This is a genomic window from Pseudomonas capeferrum (assembly GCF_013523055.1).
In the GTDB taxonomy this organism is placed as follows: domain Bacteria; phylum Pseudomonadota; class Gammaproteobacteria; order Pseudomonadales; family Pseudomonadaceae; genus Aquipseudomonas; species Aquipseudomonas capeferrum_A.
In genome coordinates this window covers 246,086-266,304 of sequence record NZ_JAAMQM010000003.1, presented here as the reverse complement: position 1 = coordinate 266,304, position 20,219 = coordinate 246,086, and the positions used below count along the sequence as shown (strand labels likewise).

Annotated in this window: 19 protein-coding genes; 7 read left to right on the top strand and 12 right to left on the bottom strand. The window is 60.9% G+C overall.

Annotated elements, in window-relative coordinates:
• Window positions 1–34: 34 nt before the first annotated feature.
• Genes G7009_RS05175 through G7009_RS05165 form a run of 3 tightly spaced genes read right to left on the bottom strand, consistent with a single transcriptional unit; the run spans window position 35 to window position 2,931 of the window.
• On the bottom strand, window positions 35–1,078 hold the full coding sequence (locus G7009_RS05175) for an alcohol dehydrogenase catalytic domain-containing protein (protein WP_058171455.1): 1,044 nt from the start codon (window positions 1,076–1,078) through the stop codon (window positions 35–37).
• A gap of 45 nt (window positions 1,079–1,123) precedes the next feature.
• Entirely contained in the window at window positions 1,124–2,173 is a 1,050-nt protein-coding gene (locus G7009_RS05170; RefSeq protein WP_058171456.1) for a phosphotransferase family protein, read from the bottom strand.
• A gap of 17 nt (window positions 2,174–2,190) precedes the next feature.
• Complete coding sequence (locus G7009_RS05165; RefSeq protein WP_058171521.1) at window positions 2,191–2,931, bottom strand: SDR family NAD(P)-dependent oxidoreductase; 741 nt, start codon at window positions 2,929–2,931, stop codon at window positions 2,191–2,193.
• Window positions 2,932–3,285: 354 nt separating this feature from the next.
• Between G7009_RS05165 and G7009_RS05160 the strand changes: the two genes are divergently transcribed.
• Window positions 3,286–6,042, top strand: coding sequence for a LuxR C-terminal-related transcriptional regulator (locus tag G7009_RS05160; protein WP_181128919.1), 2,757 nt, complete (start codon window positions 3,286–3,288; stop codon window positions 6,040–6,042).
• A gap of 342 nt (window positions 6,043–6,384) precedes the next feature.
• Here G7009_RS05160 and G7009_RS05155 read toward each other — a convergent pair whose 3' ends face one another.
• Window positions 6,385–7,260 (bottom strand): SDR family NAD(P)-dependent oxidoreductase, encoded by an 876-nt coding sequence (locus G7009_RS05155; RefSeq protein ID WP_058171458.1) that lies wholly within the window; start codon window positions 7,258–7,260, stop codon window positions 6,385–6,387.
• A gap of 68 nt (window positions 7,261–7,328) precedes the next feature.
• Entirely contained in the window at window positions 7,329–8,471 is a 1,143-nt protein-coding gene (locus G7009_RS05150; RefSeq protein WP_058171459.1) for a CaiB/BaiF CoA transferase family protein, read from the bottom strand.
• Window positions 8,472–8,896: 425 nt separating this feature from the next.
• Here G7009_RS05150 and G7009_RS05145 point away from each other — a divergent pair, with 425 nt between their 5' ends.
• Entirely contained in the window at window positions 8,897–10,675 is a 1,779-nt protein-coding gene (locus G7009_RS05145) for an acyl-CoA dehydrogenase C-terminal domain-containing protein (protein ID WP_058171460.1), read from the top strand.
• 271 nt (window positions 10,676–10,946) lie between these two features.
• The gene (locus tag G7009_RS05140; RefSeq protein WP_181128918.1) at window positions 10,947–11,108 is read left to right on the top strand and encodes a hypothetical protein; all 162 of its coding nucleotides are present in this window, start codon (window positions 10,947–10,949) and stop codon (window positions 11,106–11,108) included.
• 97 nt (window positions 11,109–11,205) lie between these two features.
• Here G7009_RS05140 and mobH read toward each other — a convergent pair whose 3' ends face one another.
• Window positions 11,206–12,996, bottom strand: a complete 1,791-nt coding sequence (mobH, locus tag G7009_RS05135; protein WP_181128949.1) for a MobH family relaxase — start codon at window positions 12,994–12,996, stop codon at window positions 11,206–11,208.
• Window positions 12,997–13,435: 439 nt separating this feature from the next.
• On the opposite strand from mobH, the gene G7009_RS05130 reads away from it, so the two are divergent.
• From G7009_RS05130 to G7009_RS05120, 3 genes are all read left to right on the top strand, one after another.
• Complete coding sequence (locus tag G7009_RS05130; protein ID WP_181128917.1) at window positions 13,436–13,708, top strand: type II toxin-antitoxin system Phd/YefM family antitoxin; 273 nt, start codon at window positions 13,436–13,438, stop codon at window positions 13,706–13,708.
• On the top strand, window positions 13,708–14,121 hold the full coding sequence (locus tag G7009_RS05125) for a putative toxin-antitoxin system toxin component, PIN family (RefSeq protein WP_181128916.1): 414 nt from the start codon (window positions 13,708–13,710) through the stop codon (window positions 14,119–14,121). The genes G7009_RS05130 and G7009_RS05125 overlap by 1 nt, the downstream gene beginning before the upstream one ends.
• A 109-nt stretch (window positions 14,122–14,230) precedes the next feature.
• Window positions 14,231–14,584 (top strand): DUF3742 family protein, encoded by a 354-nt coding sequence (locus tag G7009_RS05120; protein ID WP_181128915.1) that lies wholly within the window; start codon window positions 14,231–14,233, stop codon window positions 14,582–14,584.
• Here the strand turns inward: G7009_RS05120 and G7009_RS05115 are convergent.
• The 6 genes from G7009_RS05115 to radC all read right to left on the bottom strand — a co-directional run bounded on the left by G7009_RS05115 (window position 14,581) and on the right by radC (window position 19,943).
• Window positions 14,581–16,086 (bottom strand): conjugal transfer protein TraG N-terminal domain-containing protein, encoded by a 1,506-nt coding sequence (locus G7009_RS05115; RefSeq protein WP_181128914.1) that lies wholly within the window; start codon window positions 16,084–16,086, stop codon window positions 14,581–14,583. The genes G7009_RS05120 and G7009_RS05115 overlap by 4 nt on opposite strands.
• Window positions 16,087–16,098: 12 nt before the next feature.
• On the bottom strand, window positions 16,099–16,440 hold the full coding sequence (locus G7009_RS05110) for a hypothetical protein (protein ID WP_181128913.1): 342 nt from the start codon (window positions 16,438–16,440) through the stop codon (window positions 16,099–16,101).
• Window positions 16,437–17,840, bottom strand: coding sequence for an integrating conjugative element protein (locus G7009_RS05105; RefSeq protein WP_445677000.1), 1,404 nt, complete (start codon window positions 17,838–17,840; stop codon window positions 16,437–16,439). Before G7009_RS05105 ends, G7009_RS05110 begins: the two co-directional genes overlap by 4 nt.
• Window positions 17,841–17,848: 8 nt before the next feature.
• Window positions 17,849–18,784 carry a TIGR03756 family integrating conjugative element protein gene (locus G7009_RS05100; protein ID WP_180983605.1) on the bottom strand — a complete coding sequence of 312 codons (936 nt, stop codon included), beginning with the start codon at window positions 18,782–18,784 and terminating at the stop codon, window positions 17,849–17,851.
• Entirely contained in the window at window positions 18,781–19,218 is a 438-nt protein-coding gene (locus tag G7009_RS05095) for a TIGR03757 family integrating conjugative element protein (protein WP_181086345.1), read from the bottom strand. The genes G7009_RS05100 and G7009_RS05095 overlap by 4 nt, the downstream gene beginning before the upstream one ends.
• A gap of 224 nt (window positions 19,219–19,442) precedes the next feature.
• Window positions 19,443–19,943, bottom strand: coding sequence for a RadC family protein (radC, locus tag G7009_RS05090; RefSeq protein WP_375139533.1), 501 nt, complete (start codon window positions 19,941–19,943; stop codon window positions 19,443–19,445).
• Window positions 19,944–20,021: 78 nt separating this feature from the next.
• Between radC and G7009_RS05085 the strand changes: the two genes are divergently transcribed.
• Window positions 20,022–20,171, top strand: a complete 150-nt coding sequence (locus G7009_RS05085; RefSeq protein WP_219856441.1) for a hypothetical protein — start codon at window positions 20,022–20,024, stop codon at window positions 20,169–20,171.
• Window positions 20,172–20,219 lie beyond the last annotated feature (48 nt).

Here is a 20,219-nt window from a genome sequence, read left to right as displayed (position 1 = left end):
ATTCTCTCTGGAGGTGGTAGCGGGTGTGGCGGAATCAGGGCGTCATCAGCATCTTCAGCACGCCGTCGGTGCGGGCGTCGAACATCCGGTAGGCGTCCGCGCCCTGGTTCAAGGGCAGGGTGTGAGTGACGAAACGTTCGGGGTGCAGCCGTCCTTGCTGGATGAAGTGGATCAGCTTTTCCCAGTGTTCCTGCACTGAGCACACGCCGGCGCGGAACGTGAGGTTGCGGATCAGCAGTTCACGGATGGGGAAATCCTGGCTGGTCGCGGTGCCTGCGCCGACCATCGAGACGGTGCCCTGCCTGGCGACCAGACTGATGGCAAGCTGGATGGTGGCGTCGAGGCCGACGGCCTCCACGGCGCAGTGCGCCATGCGCCCACCTGTGGCTTCGCGGATTTCATTGAGGGCGCTGGCCGGCTCCAGCGCGATCGCACCCAACTGCGTCGCGAGCTGGCGTCGTTCCGCCACCAGGTCGATGGCGAAGACACGGCTGGCACCGAGCACGAAGGCGCTTTCCACCGCCATCAGGCCGATAGGGCCGAGGCCGACCACCGCCACGGTATCGCCAGGTTGGATATCGGCATTCAGGCAGCCGAACCAGGCGGTGGGCAGGTTGTCGGTCAGCATGATGGCCTGCTCGACGCTGATGCCTTCCGGGATCAGGCTGGCATTGACATCGGCGGCTGGTACACGGATGGCCTCGGCCTGACAACCGGGCAACCCGCGGCCGATACCGTAGATGCGCATGGGCGCGTTGGTACAAGCCAGGACATTGCCTATCAGGCAGTTCCGACAGGCGCCGCAGCCCACCGAGGCGGATAGCATAACCCGGTCGCCGGGTCTGAAGCGGCGCACCGCCTTGCCGACTTCCATGACTTCGCCGACGGCTTCGTGACCGACGCTGAAGCAGGGCGTTTCGGTGCCTGGAAAGGGCTGGCCGTGGTAGATGTGCAGATCGCTACCGCAGATGCCGCACGCTTCCATGCGCAGCACGATGTCGCCATCGTCTTCCAGCCTGGCGTCCGCCACCGTTTCATAGTGGATAGTGCGTGGCCCTCGGTAGCAGAGTGCTTTCATCGATCGGTTCTCCTCATTGCAGGCTGGGTGAGCTCCCGGGTCCGTCTAACGTCTCTCCAGCCAGTCCTGGGCGCGTTCGAACAGCCGGAGCGTGGCGGTATGCAACGACAGGCCTACATCCATCGGTGCCTTGCCGGCGCAGGCACGGGCATGGCTGCCTTCCAGCAATATGCCGAGCTTGTAGCTGGCCAATACGGTGTACCAACGCAGGTTCGACAGGTCGCGCTGGCTGGTCTGCGCGTAGCATTCGATGAGCTCGTCGGCGCGGACGAAGTGGTCCCAGGGCGAGGCTTCGAGTTTGGGAACGATGCCGTTGCCGCTCTCGTCGGGCCAGGTGGCAATCAGCCAGCCCAGATCGATCAGCGGGTCGCCGATGGTGGCCAGCTCCCAGTCGATGATCGCCGCCAGTTCCGGACGCTCGTGCTGGAACATGACGTTGCCCAGGTGGTAGTCGCCATGCACGATGCCCGGCTGGAAATGCGCCGGTCTGTTGGCCTCCAGCCAGCTACCGACGGACTCGACGCCGGGGATGCTGGCCATTCCGGGCCAGCCCGGGTAGTCACGGTAGCCTTCGAGTTGCGAGCGCCAGCGGCCCACCTGTCGCTCGAGGTAACCGTCGAGCTTGCCGAAATCGGCCAGTCCCACCGCTACATGATCGACTGCGGCCAGTTCGGCGATGCCTTTTGCCATGGCCGGACCGATGCGCTGGCGGTAGCTGGCATGCTCGACGTAGGCGGCGGGCAACAGCCCGGTTGGGGTGAACCCGTCCACCGGCTCCATCAGGTAGAAGCCGGCGCCGAGCACGCCCTTGTCGTCGCAACTGGCGATCAGTCGTGCATGGGGCACTCGGGTTCCGGCCAGTGCGGCCAGTACCCGGGCTTCACGCTGCATCGTCGCGGTGCCATCGAGGCGCGGATGCTGCGGTGGACGACGCAGTACGAAATAGCGCTGGCCACGCCGAAAGTGCAGCAACAGGTTCTGGGTGCCGCCGGTCAGAGGGCTGGCCTCTTCGATTGGCCCTTGCTCCAATCCCCGCTCGTCCATCCAGGCGGTTAGTCGATCGACATCCACCAGTTGTTTCCAGGCATCGCTCATCGTCTTGATCTCCCGGATCAGCGCAGGGTCAGGCCGCCATCGACCGGGATGGTCTGGCCGATCACATAGGCTGCGAGGGGGGAGGCCAGGAACAGGGCGACTCCGGCGACTTCTTCCGTTTGTCCCAGACGCCCCAGGGGAATCTGCGCGCACATCGCTTCGACACGCTTGGGATGGTCGGTGGTGACCTTGGTCATCTTGGTGGGCACCAGGCCGGGGGCGATGCCGTTGACCCGGATGCCCTCTGGTGCCCAGGCGTCAGCGAGGTTGCGGGTCAGGCCCATGGCTCCGGTTTTGGAGGCGCCGTAGGCCGGGTTGCCGCGGGTGGAGTGGAAGGCGGACGAAGAGCTGATGACGATGACCGAGCCAGCGCTGGCCTTGAGCATGTCGTGGAAGCGTGCACAACAGTCCATCAGGCTGTTGAGATTGACGTCGATCACTTTGCGGAAATTGCCTGGCTGGAATTCGGCCCGGTCGTAGAGCACGATGCCTTGGCTGAGTACCAGGACATCGAGGCTGGCGAAGGTCGGGGGGCAATTCTCGATCGCCTGGGGATCAGACAGGTCCACCTGCGCATAGTGCAGGCCGGCGAGGTTCGAGTCCGGGGACTCGGCATAGGCCTCGGCGTTGGCCCGGGTACCCCAGACGTGGACGCTGGCACCCTTGCCCCGGAAGGCCTGGGCGATGGCGTTGCCGATACCGCTCGATCCTCCTACCACCAGTACCGTCTTGCCGGAAAAGTCGAGTTCCTGTGTCATCTGCATGGTCTTCCCAATATGCGTCGGTCGTTGGCGATGCTCCGGAGGCGAGATACTCCCAAGATGCATACCGCTTGATTGCTTATTGAGTTCCAGTCTGGAGAAAAAGCCTGGGGTGGGCATCGTCGTATCGGACAGTTTCATTTGGCGCCATATATGGGACTATCTTGGGGACGCAACAGACTCCAGGTGACGCGGCGAGCGTTGCCGGTTTCCCTGTCGAAGGTCGTCTTGCGCTGCTGGAACGGGCTTTGACATGGTCGTTGCGCTTGAACGCCAGGGGCTTGGCTGCCTGATATCACGAGCCCTGGCGGAGTCGGCTGTCATCAGACAATAAGAAAAGGTGGGAAACGTATGTCGAATGACTCAGTGACCCAGTCGGTCGGGTTGCAGATGCAATTACCCAACTATGTCCGGCGGGCCAAGCTCATCGCACCGGCAGCGGCATCGCGGACCGTCGCACGAAGGGATATCGCCGAACTGGTAACGCGCGCCGCCGATGCCCGGCTAGTTCTGTTTCGGGCGCCTGCCGGGTTTGGCAAGACCACGGCGATGCGCCAATACCTCGGCCATCTGCAAGCCGTGGGGCGTCGGGTGGCCTGGCTGACCCTGGATTCACGGGACGATGATTTCCGCCGTTTCCTGGCCTACCTGATCGATGCGTTCGATCTGGTGTTGCGGCCGGAGGGGCATGCTGACGAACTGTGGGTCGCGTCTGGGGGGATGTCCGGCGTCGATCAGTTAGCGCTGAAACTCGTCGATAGCGTGGCCGATTGCGAACACCCGTTCACCCTCTTCATCGACGAGTTCGAGTCGGTTTCCAACCGCTCCATTGATGATCTGCTGCGGGTGATCATCAACCACCTGCCGGCTGGCGGACAGGTGGTGATCGCCTCGCGTGAAACACCCAACCTGCAGCTTGGTCGTTTGCGTGCGCAGGGACAACTGTTGGAGGTGGATCAGGCGTGGCTGCGTTTTTCACGAGAGGAAACCGAGTGCTTCTTTCATACCCAAAGAGGTCTGAAACTCTCCGATAAGGGCATTTCCAAGCTGTATGGTGATACCGAAGGCTGGCCCGCGGCGCTTTGGCTGGTGTCCATGGCGCTGGAAGTCCGCGAAGATCCGGAGGCCTTCATTTCCACCTTCTCGGGCTCGAACTCGGCGATGGCAGAGTATCTGGTCGAGGCGATTCTGAGCAGCCAGCCAGCGGATGTGCAGAGCTTTCTGCTCAAGAGCAGCGTTCTTGGCGAACTCAACAAATCACTGTGCGATGCCGTCTGTGGCCGGACCGACAGCGACGTGGTGTTGCAGCGCCTGGAGCGCTCCAACGTGTGCATCACCGCGCTGGATGGCGGCGAACGCAACCTCTACCGTTATCACGGTCTTTTCGCTGCCTTCCTGCGTGGCCAGCTCGAGCGTCTCCATCCGCAGGACATTCCCGGTCTGCATCTGGCCGCAGCCAAGTGGTATGAGTCCGAAGGACGACCCATTCCTGCGATTGAACACGCATTGGCATCGGGCATGAGTGGATACGCCCTGTCGCTGATTGCCTCGCACAGCAACAGCCTGCTGTTCGATGGCCGTTTCCGGCTGTTGGCGCGTTGGCTCGACGCCTTGCCGACCGAGTCGCTGCGGCTCAAACCACGCTTGCGTCTCGCCCATATCTGGGCGCTGACCTTCACCCGGCGCGGCATCGATGCGCTACGACGCCTGGAGGCGCTGGACGGCGACAAGGTGGGACTTGCGGATGACGATGAGCTGTTCAAGGAAGTCGATGCCCTGAGGCCCTACATCCTGGCCATTCTCGACCGCCATGAGGAGGGTTTCTGGCTGGCGGAGGAAGCCCTTCGCACGGTGGTCCGGCGGGACAGCTTCTACTACGCGATACTCACCACGACCCTGGCGACCTGGCGGGTGGCTGCCAACCGGTATTCGGACGCGATTGAGTTGCTCACCCATTCGAGCCCGGAAGGCGAGGGGCAGAGTACAACGTTCCCCACCGTCTACTCGATGTGCTTGCAAGGCCTGGTGAGTCTGGCGCAAGGTCGGGTGAGGGAGGCCATCGCACATTTTCGCGTAGCGCTCGGCGAGGCCGAAGTCGCATTTGGCAGCCGTAGCGTCGGACGGTCGATCGCGGCGGTATACCTCGCGGAAGCCCTGTATGACATCGATGACCTGGAAGAGGCGGAGCAACTGCTGGCGCTCTACATGCCCATTGTCAGGGAGTACGTGCTACCGGATCAGTTGATCATCAGCCATGTCATCTATGCTCGCATAGCCCATGAGCGCGGCGATCTCGATCATTGCTACCACTACCTGAGCGAGCTGGAATATTTTGGCAGGCACAACAACCTGCCGCGGGTCATCGCCTCGGCCCAGTTGGAGAGGGCCCGGATGGCTCTGCTGAAAGGCGACCTGACGGAGGCGAGGAGTCTGTGCGAAGGGGCTGAACACCCGGCGGCGTGGGCCAGCCTGCACGGAATGATCATGCCGGCCAACGATGTGGAAACCACCGAGCTCTGTCGTTTCCGCTTGTTCGTGCATGGTCATGGCGGCGAGGCGGTCGCCGATTCGCTGAAGGCCGAAATCCGTTCGGCGCAGAATAACTTCCGCAACCGGCGCGTCTTGAAGCTGAAGATTCTCTTCGCCAAGACCTTGTACATGTCCGGTCAGGTGAGAATGGCCATGCGGGCGATCCAGGAGTGCGCGGAGATCGCCTGCCGCGAGGGATTGGTCCGTACTTTTCTGGAGGAAGGCCCGCCGGTCATCGAGTTGATGCGGGAGCTGCGCCTTGCCAGTCAGGTGGAAGGCAAGGGGCAAGGGGATGGGTTGACGCTGTTCATCGATCGCATTCTGTTGCGGGCGGGATGCAGCCTGGATCTGGAGAGCGCCGAAGGCGAAATGCTCGATGCGTCAATGTCGCTGTCCACGCGTGAACTGAACATTCTGGAGTTCGTGTCCTTCGGCCTGTCGAACAACGCCATCGCCGATAAGCTGTTCGTCACGGAGAGCACGGTCAGGTCGCATCTGCGCAAGATCAACGCCAAACTTGGCGCCAGCAACCGGACCCAAGCCGTCAATATGGCCAGGCGCCTGGGCTGGATCCGCTGACTGCCATATTCGCCGGGAGAGCAACCGTTTGCCTGATCAGGCAAACGGCGCTTTTTATGGCGCCGCCGCTGGTTTCCCCTAGGTCTGTTGACGTTTCGGCATGGATGGCCGGATCGAGGCAATTGTGGACACTGCAACTGGTGAGCTGAAGCCCACCCTACGTGGGACTCAGGCTCTGTAGGGTGGGCTTCAGCCCACCAATCGGCGCATCATGAAACACAAAAGTCGACTGTCCGCAGTTGCCCCGAAGAGGCCCGTTCGAAGGCCAGATTGGAAATGTACTTCCATCCGGTTCAATGAGTTAAAGCGAAACGTCAACAGACCCTAGGACACAGCGTTTAGTCATTCATGCGCTTGGTTCTGGCTGGTGGCATTGCCGGCGCTGAAACTGTTGTCCTCACTATAGATGCCGCCAAAAGGATAGAGGCCGGGTCCCCAGGCCAGCAGGCCACCATCGACAAGCAGGGTTGTGCCGGTACAAAAGCTCGATTCGTCGCTGGCCAGGAACAGCGCAGCATTGGCGATATCCTCGGGAAGCCCGACTGCCGGCCACGGCAAACGCCCTTTCATGAAGGCATGCATCTCCTGTTCGTTTTTCGCTCCGCGAATCAGTGGCGTATAGATACCGCCAGGTGCGATGTTGTTGACCCGGATACGGGCCGGAGCGAGTTCGACGGCTGCGCTCTGGGTCAGATTGACCACACCTGCTTTGGCTGCCGAATAGGCTGCCGGTCCGCTGCCAGCATTGAGCCCGGCGGTGGAGGAGGTGTTGATGATCGAACCGCCGGATCCTTGCCGTTTCATGGCGTTGCCGGCGTACTTGATGCCGAGGAAGACGGACCGCAACAGCAAAGCGACGGTTCGGTCCCAGTCTTCAGTCGAGGTCTGGGTGATAGGTCCCATGGCGCCTCCAGCGCCGGCATTGCTGAAGAAACAGTCGAGACGAGTGAATTCTTTCAGGGCCAGAGCAACGACCGCTGCGATGTCTTCTTCGCACGAAACATCGGTACGCAGGAAGCGAATCGACGCGCTATGGCCTCTCTGGGCTGCCAGGGCCAAGGTCTCTTCGGCTGTGTCGTCGTTGAGATCGGCGATGACGACCTTGGCCCCCTGGTCAAGGAAAGACAACGCCGACGCCCGTCCGATGCCGCTCGCGCCGCCGGTGATGATCGCTACCTTGCCAGCCAGGCGGCCAAATGTGCTTGCTGCTGTTTCCATGCGGATATTCCTCTGTGGGTCTTGTTGTTGTGTCGTCGGTGGCTGTCTGCCTGGCATCTGGCAGTGCTTCAGATAACACCGGTGGTGGCCAGGTTTGCCAACTCGCTGGATGACAGGCCGGCCTCCAGCAGGATCTCCTGGGTGTGTTGGCCAGCGCTTTCCGGCAGACGACCCGCGCTGCCCGGGGTCCGGCTGAAGCGCGGGGCGGGGGCGGGCTGTGGTATGCCATCTATGCGGGTGAAGGTGTTGCGCGCCTGATGATGCGGATGCTCCAGGGCCTGGTCGAAGTCCAGGACGGGGGCGAAGCAGGCATCCGTTCCCTCGAACAGGGCGCACCATTCATCTTGGCGGCGCAGGCGGAACAGCTTGCGCAGTTTTTCTCGCAGTTCCGGCCAGGCTTGTTTGTGCCATTGTTCGGCAAACGCCGGATCATTGATGCCGCACAAGTCGAGCAGCAGTCGGTAGAACTGTGGTTCGATTGCACCAATGGCGATATGCCGGCCGTCTGCGCATTCATAACAGCCGTAGAACGGCGCTCCGCCGTCGAGGAGGTTGTCGGTGCGCTGCGTGCTCCATTGCTCCTTGGCGCGCATGCCGTAATACATGCTGGCGAGGGTAGCGGTGCCGTCCGAGATGGCGGCATCGATCACTTGTCCCTGCCCCGAGGTTTTCGCCTCAAGCAGGGCGCAGACGATTCCGAAGGCCAGCATCATGCCGCCACCGCCCATGTCTCCGACCAGGTGCAAGGGCGGCGTGGGGGGGCGATCGGCATAGCCCATGGCGCCAAGGGCGCCGCTGATGGCTATGTAGTTGATATCGTGCCCGGCGCTGTGAGCCAGCGGTCCATCCTGCCCCCAGCCCGTCATGCGTCCGTAGATGAGGCGTGGATTGCGCGCCAGGCATGTGTCGGGTCCCAATCCGAGGCGTTCCATCACGCCGGGGCGAAAGCCCTCGATCAGGGCGTCGGCGTTCTCGATCAGACGTAGGGCCAGCTCTGCAGCACCCTCCTTTTTCATGTCCAGCGCAATGGATCGCCGTCCTCTGTCGGTGACGGTTCTTTTCATCTTGTCGAATTCGCTTTGGGGCGCAGTTGGCTTGCGTTCGATGCAGATGACGTCAGCCCCCATGTCCGCCAGCATCATGCCGCAGAAGGGGCCGGGGCCCAGCCCGGCCATTTCGATGATACGAATTCCGTGTAAGGGACCAGCCATATGTACTCCGCTATATATCGTCTGGCTGATGTTTTATGTCGGATGTCCCGTGGTGGCATCGGCGGATGCGACACTTTTTGATCCGGCTGTCGCCTCGGACAGGGAAGATTTGTCGGTTCCGACGATGAAGGGAACGGGGAGGCTGGTTATCGTCTTGGTCACAGGCAAACGATACCGACTTAAGAGGGTTGGTCGGCAAATTGTTCGAAGTGAAGCCGGCAGTGCCAAAAGGCTTCGTGGCGCTGTCTGGCCCCCCCGCTAATCCTCTCCGTTTGGAGATTATCCGGCTCATCGTCCGTTCGATGAGCCGGTTTTTTTACCCTATACAAGTTGCCTGTTACACACGGTAACTCGACTCAGGTGTGCAGGTTCGCCAAGCGGTGACAAGCGAGTTGCACGAATGTCTTTTTGCGAGGTCTTTCCATATGGCTGATTACCAGGCCCCCCTGCGTGACATGCATTTCGTTCTGAGTGAAGTCTTTGCGGCGCCGCGCCTCTGGCAAGCCCTGCCTGCGCTTGCGGATGTTGTCGACGCGCAAACCGCCGAGGCCATTCTTGAGGAAGCCGGCAAGGTAACCGGCAACAGCATCGCACCATTGAATCGCAGTGGTGACGAGGAGGGTTGTACCTGGAGTACCGAGGGGGTGCGAACCCCAAGCGGCTTCCCCGAGGCTTATCGCGTCTATGCCGAAGGCGGTTGGGTCGGCGTTGGCGGCGATTCTGCCTATGGCGGCATGGGTATGCCGAAAGCCATTTCCGCTCAGGTCGAAGAGATGATGCACGCGTCCAGCCTGTCGTTCGGGCTGTACCCGATGCTCACCGCTGGCGCCTGCATGGCCATCAACGCCCATGCCAGCGAGGAGCTGAAGCAGAAGTACCTGCCGAACATGTACGCTGGAGTCTGGGCAGGCTCAATGTGCCTGACCGAGGCGCATGCCGGCTCCGACCTGGGCATCATCCGCACGAGGGCCGTCCCTCATGCCGACGGTAGCTACAGAGTCAGTGGCAGCAAGATCTTCATCACCGGTGGTGAACACGACCTAACCGAGAACATCGTCCACCTGGTGCTGGCCAAGCTGCCCGACGCGCCAGCGGGCTCCAGAGGTATCTCGTTGTTTCTGGTGCCGAAAGTGCTGGTCAACGAAGACGGTTCCCTTGGCGTACGCAACGCTGTCTCCTGTGGCTCCATTGAGCACAAGATGGGCATCAAGGCCTCGGCCACCTGCGTGATGAACTTCGACGGTGCCACCGGCTGGATGGTCGGCGAGCCAAATAAGGGCTTGGCGGCAATGTTCACCATGATGAACTACGAACGCTTGGGTGTCGGCATTCAGGGGTTAGCGGCCGGCGAACGTTCCTACCAGAATGCCATCGCCTATGCGCGTGAGCGTTTGCAGGGACGTGCGCCGGGCGGCCCGGTGGAGAAGGAGAGGGTTGCTGACCCAATCATCGTGCACCCTGACGTGCGCCGCATGCTGCTGACCATGAAAGCACTCAATGAGGGCGGTCGTGCCTTCTCCAGCTATGTTGCCATACAGTTGGACACCGCCAAGTTCAGCGAGGAGGCTAGTGCGCGCAAGCGCGCCGAGGATCTGGTCGCCCTGCTGACCCCGGTAGCCAAGGCGTTTCTCACCGATATGGGCCTGGAAACTACGTTGCATGGCCAGCAGATATTCGGCGGTCACGGCTTCATCCGCGAATGGGGCCAGGAGCAGTTGGTGCGCGATTGCCGCATCACCCAGATCTATGAAGGCACAAACGGCATCCAGGCGCTGGACCTGGTCGGACGCAAAATCGTAGGTAGCGGCGGAGTGTTTTACAATCACTTCTCCGAAGAGGTGAAGACGTTTATTGCCAGCAGCAATAGCGAATTGGTTGAGTTCGTCGAGCCGCTGAAGGCGGCTATCGCCAACCTCGACGAATTGACCCACTGGGTGCTGGACAATACCAAACGGGGCTCTAATGAGATCGGCGCCGCTTCGGTAGAGTATTTACAGGTGTTCGGCTATACCGCTTATGCCTATATGTGGGCATTGATGGCGCAAGCGGCGTTGAGTAAGGCTACCGTGGATAGCTTTTACGGCAGCAAACTCGGTACTGCCCGTTTCTATTTCGCCCGTATCCTGCCACGTATTCAATCGCTAACCTGCACTGTACGTGCCGGGAGTACTACGCTCTATGAGTTGAGTGCTGAACAATTTTGACTCTCTTTAAACTTCGTTATGTGGTACTCCAACGTTGGGGTACCACATTTTTGTAGAGAGACTTAGTGTGCTATTTCCCCAACTTTAACTTGGTTCCTAAGAAAGTATGATTCATTCACCCATTCGCTCGCGGAGGTAGATTGTTGTTGATGAGCGGAAGAGCTCTCGCGGTTCTTGGGCGAGAGACTTAAGCCTTCCACTGCATTGGCCGAAAGGAGGGAGCCAGTGCAATACATGGTCAACCTGGGTCTACCATCTGTTCGATGTGGGCGTGATCCTCAACCTCATGGCCGCCTTGTACCGCACCACCCGCTACGACGAGCCGGACTACTTCCTCGGCCGGCTGCGCGAGGACAAGCAGCATATCTACATCGCCAACTTGGAGATGCCGCGCTTCGCACTGGGCGGGGTTCAAATACACGGACAACCGTAGCAGCATCGACTGGGCATACTCCTATCGCCAGACCGAAGCAGCGCTGAAGTTCGAGAAGAGTTTCTGATTGCCGCGTTTCCACGGGTAGGAAACTCCATCAACCGTCAACGCGCAGCTGTAGATAGGGGTTGTTGGGAGGCACTTCCTCGAACAGCTGCCGGAGTTCTTTCAGCAGATAGCCATGCAGCCGCCGTGACTTCCGCGGCCCCGTCACCTCGCAGGTCCAGATGTTCCGGCCGCTGTCCCGCTTGCGATGCAATTGCAACTGCTCGAAGCGTTTTTGTACCCATTGCCAGTCAGCTATCTGATCTTGCTTGGCGAGCACGGCCGTTTGCGGGTGCTCCTGTGCATAGCGCTGGAACACGCCCGGGCTGACCAGAAACGCCGTGTCGGCCACGGTATGCACCAAGGCCCTGGCGTCATTGATAATGAGTTTGCGGCTCTGGACGCGTTGCTGCAGCCAGGTCATGAAGTGTTCGCCGTCCACTGTGGTCGTATGCACAGGGACTGGCGGTGGCGTTGAATCGCTGGCCTGGTAAAGAACGGACACCTCATTGGTGCCAGTTGCCGGCGGTGGTTCAACTTCCTGCTCCTGCGGTGGCGGTTCGGTATCGGAGGTGCCGAGTAAGGCCAGCAGTGCGTCAACGCTATCGACCGCGGGAACAGGCCATACAGGTGGGGCGGTGGCCTCCAGGGGTGTATCACCGCTATCGGTGGATGGCGTCGAGGGTGCTTCGCTGGACTGCACCTCTACTATGACGGTGCCAGTGAACGGCGCTGGTCGATCGTCTCCTTCCCAGATCAGAGATGGCGCGAGTCGCAGCAGCGTGAAGGTGTGCGACCAGCCGGCGTCGCTCGTGACTGTTGCCCGCCATATCGCCTTGCCATCTGGTGTGGGCTGGAGCATGCCATGATCCTGCAGCACGTTGAAAACCGCCGTGTTGTTCGCGGGGATGCCGTCTATGCCCTGTGCCAGCAAGTGCGCGCGCAACTTGTCCGAAACCGTCTTGCTAACCAGCCACAGAGAGTCCTGTGTCAGCCAGCCGTCTGAAGCCTGGGGCTGGTTGAGTTTCAGCTCTTCCTTGAGCAAGTACCGCAGCCCGTTGAGCAGCTTGCGCTGCAGCGCGTGCTTCGGGGCCTCCATAGCGCGTGCAGGATCGCCGCCGAGTGACTGGGCGACCGAGGCACGGTCGGCCTGAACCACCAACTCGCCGAGCACGCCGGCGTGTTCGTACTGGCCGGCCAGGACGTACAGCAGTGCGGACCAGAGCGGAGGAAAGGTGCTGAGCCAGTCGAGCAGCTCGGCATCGAGCACCTGTCGATACAGCAAGCCCGTGGCCGCGCTGTGCAGGCGGTACTCGCGATCCTGTCGGTAGCGGAATCGGTAGGGGCGGGCCAGTGGGCCGTGCCAGGGGTGCCAAACGCTGCCGTCGGTATGTTCGACGTGCAGATCGACGGCGATCTTGCCGAGGTCATGCAGCAGCGCGGCGTAGGCGATGGCGGCGGTCCAGGCTTCTGCTTGCACGACTTGGTCTTCGGGTGTGGTGCCGGTGGGCAGCAGGTACGACTGCCGCAGTTTGAGCGCATACGCGACGATTTCCAGGCCGTGGTCCAGCATCCCCCCTTGATACGCATGGTGATGCGCTTCCGACGCAGGAAACTGCTGGACCAGCTCGGCATAGCGTTGCAGCGGAGCCAAGTAGAGTGAAGCGAAATGCTTGCGCGAGAGCGAGGTGCGTTGCCAGATGTGCTCCAGCAGTTTCTGCCGGCGCGCTGTGGACAGCAGGGCGGCGACCGACTCCGGTCGCATCAGCCCTTTTTCCATGTCTCCGGTGGAGGAAAGCGAGGCCGTTACTGGTGGGCGTTTTCGTTGGAATAGCGAGAGCATCGACGGCACCTGGAGTTGAGGCAGGCGAGGGCCTTTTTCCTTTTCCGGATAGGCCCGTTTCCCTTGAATCCCATTCCCTTGAGCCATTGCCGGAATCCTTTGATATAGCGGGCGCGGGCGACCATCCGCGAGCGTCTATGCGGTGTGGGTGAGTGCTCTTTGAGGGCGCCCCTAGAAGGAGCACGTTTTGCCGTGCGCTTTGCTCAGTTCAGGCAGGGCCTTTCGCCGTGTTTTCCATTTCCTTGCTCTTTGGCGCGGCACTTGCTCCCTTTGCTGCCGCAGACAATGCGGTAATGATCCAAACCGGATTGTTTGGAGAAGGCAGGCTGTTCCGGATCTACCGTGGTGACCCACACAGCCCATCCGGATGGACACCATGCCGAACCTAGACCATAATGACCATATCAATCATATTGACCGATATAGTCTGAGGTGGGTAATGATTACCGAAGTCAGCGCCGTGAGCTTCCGGCAGAACCTGGGCGAGATGCTCAATCAGGTGCAGTACCGCAACGACAGCATCGTCATCAAGAAGGACGGTAAACCGGTTGCGGCCCTTGTAGACGCCGAGCTGTTCGCCCGCATTCGACGCATGCAGGAGCGCTTCGATGCGTTGAGCAGCCGGATCGGCGAGGCCTATGCCAATGTACCGGTCGAAGATGGTCTGGCCGAGATCGAGGCTGCGGTTGCGGCTGAGCGGAAGCGGGACTGATGGCAGGGCTGCGCGTGGTACTCGATACCAACGTGCTGGTGTCGGGCTTGGCGTATCCGGGCAGCGTGCCGGGGCGCGTTGTGGCGGCCTGGCGCCAAGGCGGTCTGGATGTCGTGCTTTCGCATTATATTCTGGACGAGCTGGCCCGAGTGTTACCGCGCTTGCCCAGGATTGGCATGACCTCCGTGGAGATCCGCGATCTGGTCGACAGTCTTATGTTCCTGGTCGATATCGTCGAGCCCGAGGGCGAACATGCGGCAGATCTGCGTGACCCGGCTGACCAGCTCGTATTGCTCACGCTGGTGGCGGCGCAGGCCGATTATCTGATTACCGGCGACAAGGACTTGCTGGCGCTGGCAGATCGGTATGCCATCGTAACGCCTGCGGAGTTTTGGTTGCGTCACGGTGTCTGACCGGTTGGCGGCGGCGATGCCCGTTGCGCCTGAATAACCACGCGAGCCACGAGCACGGCTGAACCGATGTTGAGAGGGACACAACAGAACGACCAAGAGGTAACCCACCATGAAACCTTCTGCACAGCATTCATTCGCGGAGCGCCTTGGCCAAATACTCGGCCGGATGTGGCGTGGATGCCTGCGTCAGGAGCGGAAGATGAATGGTTGGCTTGTAGAGCACGGTTTACCTGCGGGTGGAGCTACCGCCTTGCTCTGGATTACCAAGTTGGTGGTGCTTGGCTTGCTGCTATACGCCGCATTCTGGATGGTTCTGGTGCTTCTGTTTGCAGTGGTTGCGGCTTCGGTTGTAGGCGGTAATTCCTCTAATGAGGACGAGCCGGAGTGGCGCATGGGGCTGTCTGGGTACGGGCTCTATCGAGGGGATACGCGCGTAGACCCTGGTAGCCCTGACGACCGCTAAATAACCTTGTTAGCCGCTTTACCTCCAGCTGACTTCGCGCCATCTGAGGCGTTAACCATCAACTGGGCGATGTTGCCTGCCTGCACACCAGCCCAGCCCAGAGCCGCAATCCAAAATCCCGGCAACACGATAAACATCGTTGCCATCACGAAGCTGACGACCATATCGCCGAAGGTGTTGTTCAGGCCGATCAGCGGATCGAAGTTCGCATGCGGTCGATTCCAGCCCCAGCCCCAACCATAGAGCGCGTCGAGAATCGTCGAGTCGACCCAGCGCGCGAGCTGGAACCAGAAATCGACGAAAAACAGCGCGAACTGCACGATGCTGATCGTGACTACGGTTTTGAGATCGTAGGTGCCGATAACCAGCACCAACGGGATGCAAATCACCAGTGCCATCTTTAGCGATGCCAGAACCATCGGCAGCGCCTGCCGCACCGCATCCACCGCGGGGAAGAATCCAATGGAGCCGATAGTCAGCCCGGCGTCACTGACGGCACGGGTGGCGACGTTGGGAATGCTCATTTCGATCTGGCCGCCGTAGTCGCTGTAGACCGCACCCTGGTTGAGCTTCTGCTGCCGGGGCGACGCGATAGCGCGAATCACCGAATCGTTGACCTGATCCTGTGACAGGAAACCGGCCCAGCCGCCGATCCGCGTCAGCAAGCTGGGGTCGACCTGGCCGAGCAGGCGCGCACGCAGTCCGTTCGCGCTGCTGGACCACCATTGACTGCAGGTTGGATAACCCGCGCCGCTGGGCACCTCAGTCAACCCAGCATCGCGGGCACTGTCGTAGGCCCAGCCCTCGCGTGGCGTCATTGCCCGGTAGATGTCGTAGTAACCCGCAGTGTTGAGGAAGAAGCGCGAACCGATCCAGGTCACGTCGTACATCTGCTCCTCGTCCAGGGTCGGGCGATTCATGAAGAGCTTGGCGCGTGCAGGTCCATAGCAGTCGTGAGTGAAATCGCTCACCTCTTGGGCGAGGACTGGATCATCGATGCGGGTGGCGTCGACCTCCATGCGCATCTGCCGCAGATCGGTGCCGCAGGGGATCGCCGCCACCGCAGCGCCGGTGAGCGCCCGCGAGACGGTGTGCATGAAGGCCCACCACACCGGCACTTTGGCCGACTGGTTGTTGAGGGTGCTGAAGGACTGGGACCAGCCTGTCTCAGCAGGCACTGGGACACTCACCTGGCATTGAGCTGAGCGGGTGCGATCGAACTGGAGCGTGTTGAAATCCACGTTGATGAACGGCATGCCCGCAAACAGGATAACCACGATGGACACATAGACGCGGCTCTCGATGCGCACGGCTGACAACGCGCCCTTGTTTCCTTCGTCGGCACCTTCGGCGCGGGCCTTGAGCCATTCCTGAATGATGATCGCTAAAAAGGGTACGGCGAATACGCCACTGGCGACGAGAACTGCCCAAATGCCGTTGTGGACGATCCAGGAGACAAGCGTCAGGTAATACTCAAGGTAATCGGTGGTGTAGAGGGTCATTGCAGCCTCCGGTTATCCGCCTTGTACGAACTGGCTGATTTCCAGTGCTGCTATTGCGATGACGGCAGCGATTTCGGCCGTCCGCAGGCGCCGGTAAGTGCCGGTTTCCGCCTCGCGAGCCAGTACACGGCGCCGCATCCAGCACCAGCACCAAGTGGTGCCGGCATAGAGCAGTAGCCGCCAAGCCAGGAAATGGCCGCTATGATCATCCAGCCATTGCTGCCAACCGTCGATGCCGCCGGCCAAGTGGATGCCGACGACATTGGCAGTGATTGTCGCGACCAGTAGCAGAAGGACCCACAGCAGCGTCAAACTTGTGCGACGTAGCCAGTGGCGCCGCCACGCCATGCTCATGGAGTGCTCCCGCTGCTTGGTGGGCGCTGCAACTGATCGAGCCGGTCGCGGGTCGGATCACCTTGATAGATGCCTCGCGAGCCCGCAGAGCGTGCGCTGTGACGCTGGATGATGGCAGTGGGCGAATTGCTCGCCAGCTCGCGGCGCAGCTCCAGCTCGGTTTTCAGGTTATGGATTTCGCGGTCGAGTAGATCGCTTTCGCGTGAAACTGCTTTTTGCGCTAATTCGTTGGCTGCAACGTTCGGTTCTTTGCGTCCAGTCAGCAGGGTACGTTGCAGCAGCAATGCTTTTTCGAGCACGCTGGACAAGGCGATTTCCGAAGCGAGGCGCCGCGCCAGGATGTCTTGATCGGGTTCGTCGCGCAGTGCTTCAATCACGCCGCGCGTGATTGGCAGCGAGGCGCTGCCGACCGTCTGTAAATTGTCGAAGCTTAGGGGCTGGCTGCCGGCGATCAGCCCCTGGAGTACTTCGAGCCTCTCCTCGTATTCCTCCTGGATCAGCGGCGTCAGGCCGACTCCGGGCATCGTCATAGTCTTGGTGCATGCTTCGCACGTGCGCTGCTCTTGCTCGCCCAGCACCCGTACGGCCCAGGCTGAGGCTGCGGTGGGCGAGTTCCAGGTCTGGCAGGTCAGGTTGCCACCGCAACTGCTCGGATCAATCGAGCTCGTGTCGTCGACATCGCGCCCATTAACTAGGTTGTAGCCGGCGCGGGTGACATCACTGACGACGCGAATCGGGCGCTGCCCCATGCCTCCCGCATTTTCACCACCGACCCAGGTCACCCCTTCGTTGCCGCGGCTAGATTCGGTCTGCTCGATGGCTGATACGGCGTCGGTACTTGAAACGGCTTGCCTAAGTACCATGCCATCGGCGAGCTGGCTCCATCCGATCTGGCCGCCGGCCATGTCGCCCATTTTCTCCGCCATTGCGCGACAGGTCAGTTTGGAGCGGTCGAAGTCCAGCCGAGCCTGCAGCACGCCGTTGGTCAGCAGGTTGTATAGCCCGGGGTCCGCCCTCTGAATGATCAGTGCTGGCAACGACGCCACGGCGGCCGTAGCGTTCTGAATGACTGAGGACATGATGGTCTGGAACCCGTTGGTCACGCCGTTCAACTGGTTCTGGATCGTGGTCGAGATAGACATATCGCCGCAGATCAGATTGCTGTCCCAGCCGACGCCGACGCCAATGGAGCGCATATTGGACGCAGGTGTCATCGACACGGCCTGGCCGCCGCCGATCGAATACAGCACATCGTCACCGATCACGGAGCCCTGGTGTTGCACACCATGTTGGTTGACGCTGGTCTGAGCAGATGCATTGGTGCATGCCATCATCAAAACAGCGGTTAGAAGGAGAGGGCGCGGCATTGCAGCAGGAGAGGATATGCAACGGGTCATCATGGCCTGCCTCAGTTGAAATCGACGCTGCCCAGAAACACCTGACCTTCGCGTTCGCAGCAGCTATAGGGTCGCCACAGCGCCCAGGCGTAATCACCCTGCTGCGCCTGCACGCGGTTTTCGGAGTGAGGGAAGACCGCGCACGTGCGAGAGAGCGTCGGTGTCAATTCCTGCCACTTGCCTGTCGTGGCGTCGCTCTCGATCAGATCTCCGGCTGGCCAGTAGCCGTCCGCGGCATCGGCGAGCAGAGGCTGGTAGAGGTGGATTTGGCCGCGGCGGGTGACGACATCCCCGGCACGTTGGGCCACCACCGCGCCGGCCATGTAGTCGTCGCTTTGGTGCAGGAAGCCGCCGCGTGGATAGACGTTGCCCCAGAGGTTGCGGTCAGTGCGGGTGCCGATCTCGCGTTCGCCTGGAGTCAGCGCTTCCGGGTACACCATCTCGGGGATGTTGTAGCGCCACGCGATGGTGTCGAGGGTGCTTAACAGGTAAGGCATGAAGGCGGTGCCAGCACCTTCGCAGATATAGCCGAAGCCGGAGGCGAACTGGCTGAATACATAGCCGCCGGGGTGGCCGATCACGTCGGCGTTCTTGAACTTCGCCAGGTTGTTTTCGTGGTTCTCGTTGGTCGTACCATCGCCGCCGGCTTGTGCCGTGGCGTTGGGTTGGCTCATCGACTGCACATCCACCCATGGATTCGCGCCAGTGTTCGAGTAGCTGGACACAACCGCGTCGGGCACGTAATGCCTGACCTTGACCGAGGTCTCCACGGAGCAACTGAAATACGTACAGAGCAGCCAGAAACAGATCCCGGCAACGCGATATTCCAGACAATCCGGTGAGAGCGTCGAGGATGCGATGGTCGAGGTGTCGAGCGCGAACGACGGGGTCCCCGTCGTCAGTAGAATGGCGGCGATGCCGGCGCGCAGGCGGTGAGAACACATCATGGCTGCGTTCTCTGATGCGCTTTGATGAGGGCAACCGCCTTGGCGACGTCCGGCTCGCCATAAACCACATAGCGTTGATCAACCACTACAGCGGGGATCGTGGTAATGCCCAGGCTCCAGGCATCCACCACGCCTTGGTAAGCCGTACCAAGGCGCGTCTGTAGAAAGTTGCCGCCGTCTTTTAGTCGCCGTTGCACGAGGGCGGTACTGCGCGTGGGGTCGGCAGGCAGATGGGCACCCAACTCGGCCTTGATTCGGGCTGGCTGATCCAGCTCGATAACCCGAACGCCGCGGGTAGCCGGTACCGGGTGCTGGCTATCGGTAACAACGAGAATGTTCTTGGCCTGCGCCAGCGGGCCGAGCAGCGCTGTGCAAAGCGCTGTGGCAAGTACGTACATGCGCAGTTTGGGTGGGCAAGGAAGCGGGGCTGGCATGTCAAGCTACCGTGAAAGTGGATTGTGCCGGCAGTTGACTCGACGGAAAGGGACACGGCGACAAACAAACGGGAATCACGGCCTTCCGATTTAATCGCGAGCCGGAGAACAACGCGGAGCCAAAAGGTTTCTGTGCGGAGATAAGCAGGCGCGGGGCGGCGCGCCCGAGTGGGCGGCCGACTCCGTGCAGGTAGGGAAAAGATTGCGCCGTGTAGCGACGAGGACTACAGCAGGCCATTCGAGGCGAACGAGAACGGTTCGCCCTTGCCGACGATGAAATGATCCAGCAACCGTACTTCCACGCAGTCCAGCGCATTTTTCACGCGCTGGGTCAGTCGTTCGTCCGAGGATGAGGGGTCTGAGCAGCCGGACGGGTGCTGGTGCGCGACGATCAGGGCGGCGGCATTGTGGGCAAGCGCTCGCTGAACAAGCACGCGGGGATGAATTTGAGCTGCGTCTATTGTGCCCCTAAACAGCGTTTCACAGGCGATGACCTGATGTTTTGAGGACAGGAATACTGCGACGAACACTTCGCTGGGTTCTGGCATCAGCTTCAAACGCAGATAGTCGCTGACAGCATCCGGGTTGAGCAGTAGGGGGCCATCGGTGAATAAGCGGCGCTCCAGTAGCTCAATAGCCTGCGCGATGATGCGGTTTTCGTAGTCGAGAGCCGTTGGCGGACAGGATTTTGCCATAGAGTCGAGGCGGACTAAGGATGTGAGCATGGGATGACCTCCGCGGGAGAGTTCGGAGGTGCGCCCATGGAGGGTTTTCCCTCCGGGGACGATGGTTGTGGTGTCTGGATGAGCATGGCATCCGCCAACGCCTTGGCGGTGGCTGTTCGCACAGGGATGCAAGGCGAACGGGAGTGGTCAGCGCGGCAATGCGGCGCCGTAGCCTTGAAGACCGTGGCTACCGACTTGCAACGTCAGTTGAGCGCAGCATGGCTCTGAGCACGACAAAGAATCGGAAACTGATTCGTCCGGTTTAAGTGTCGCTCT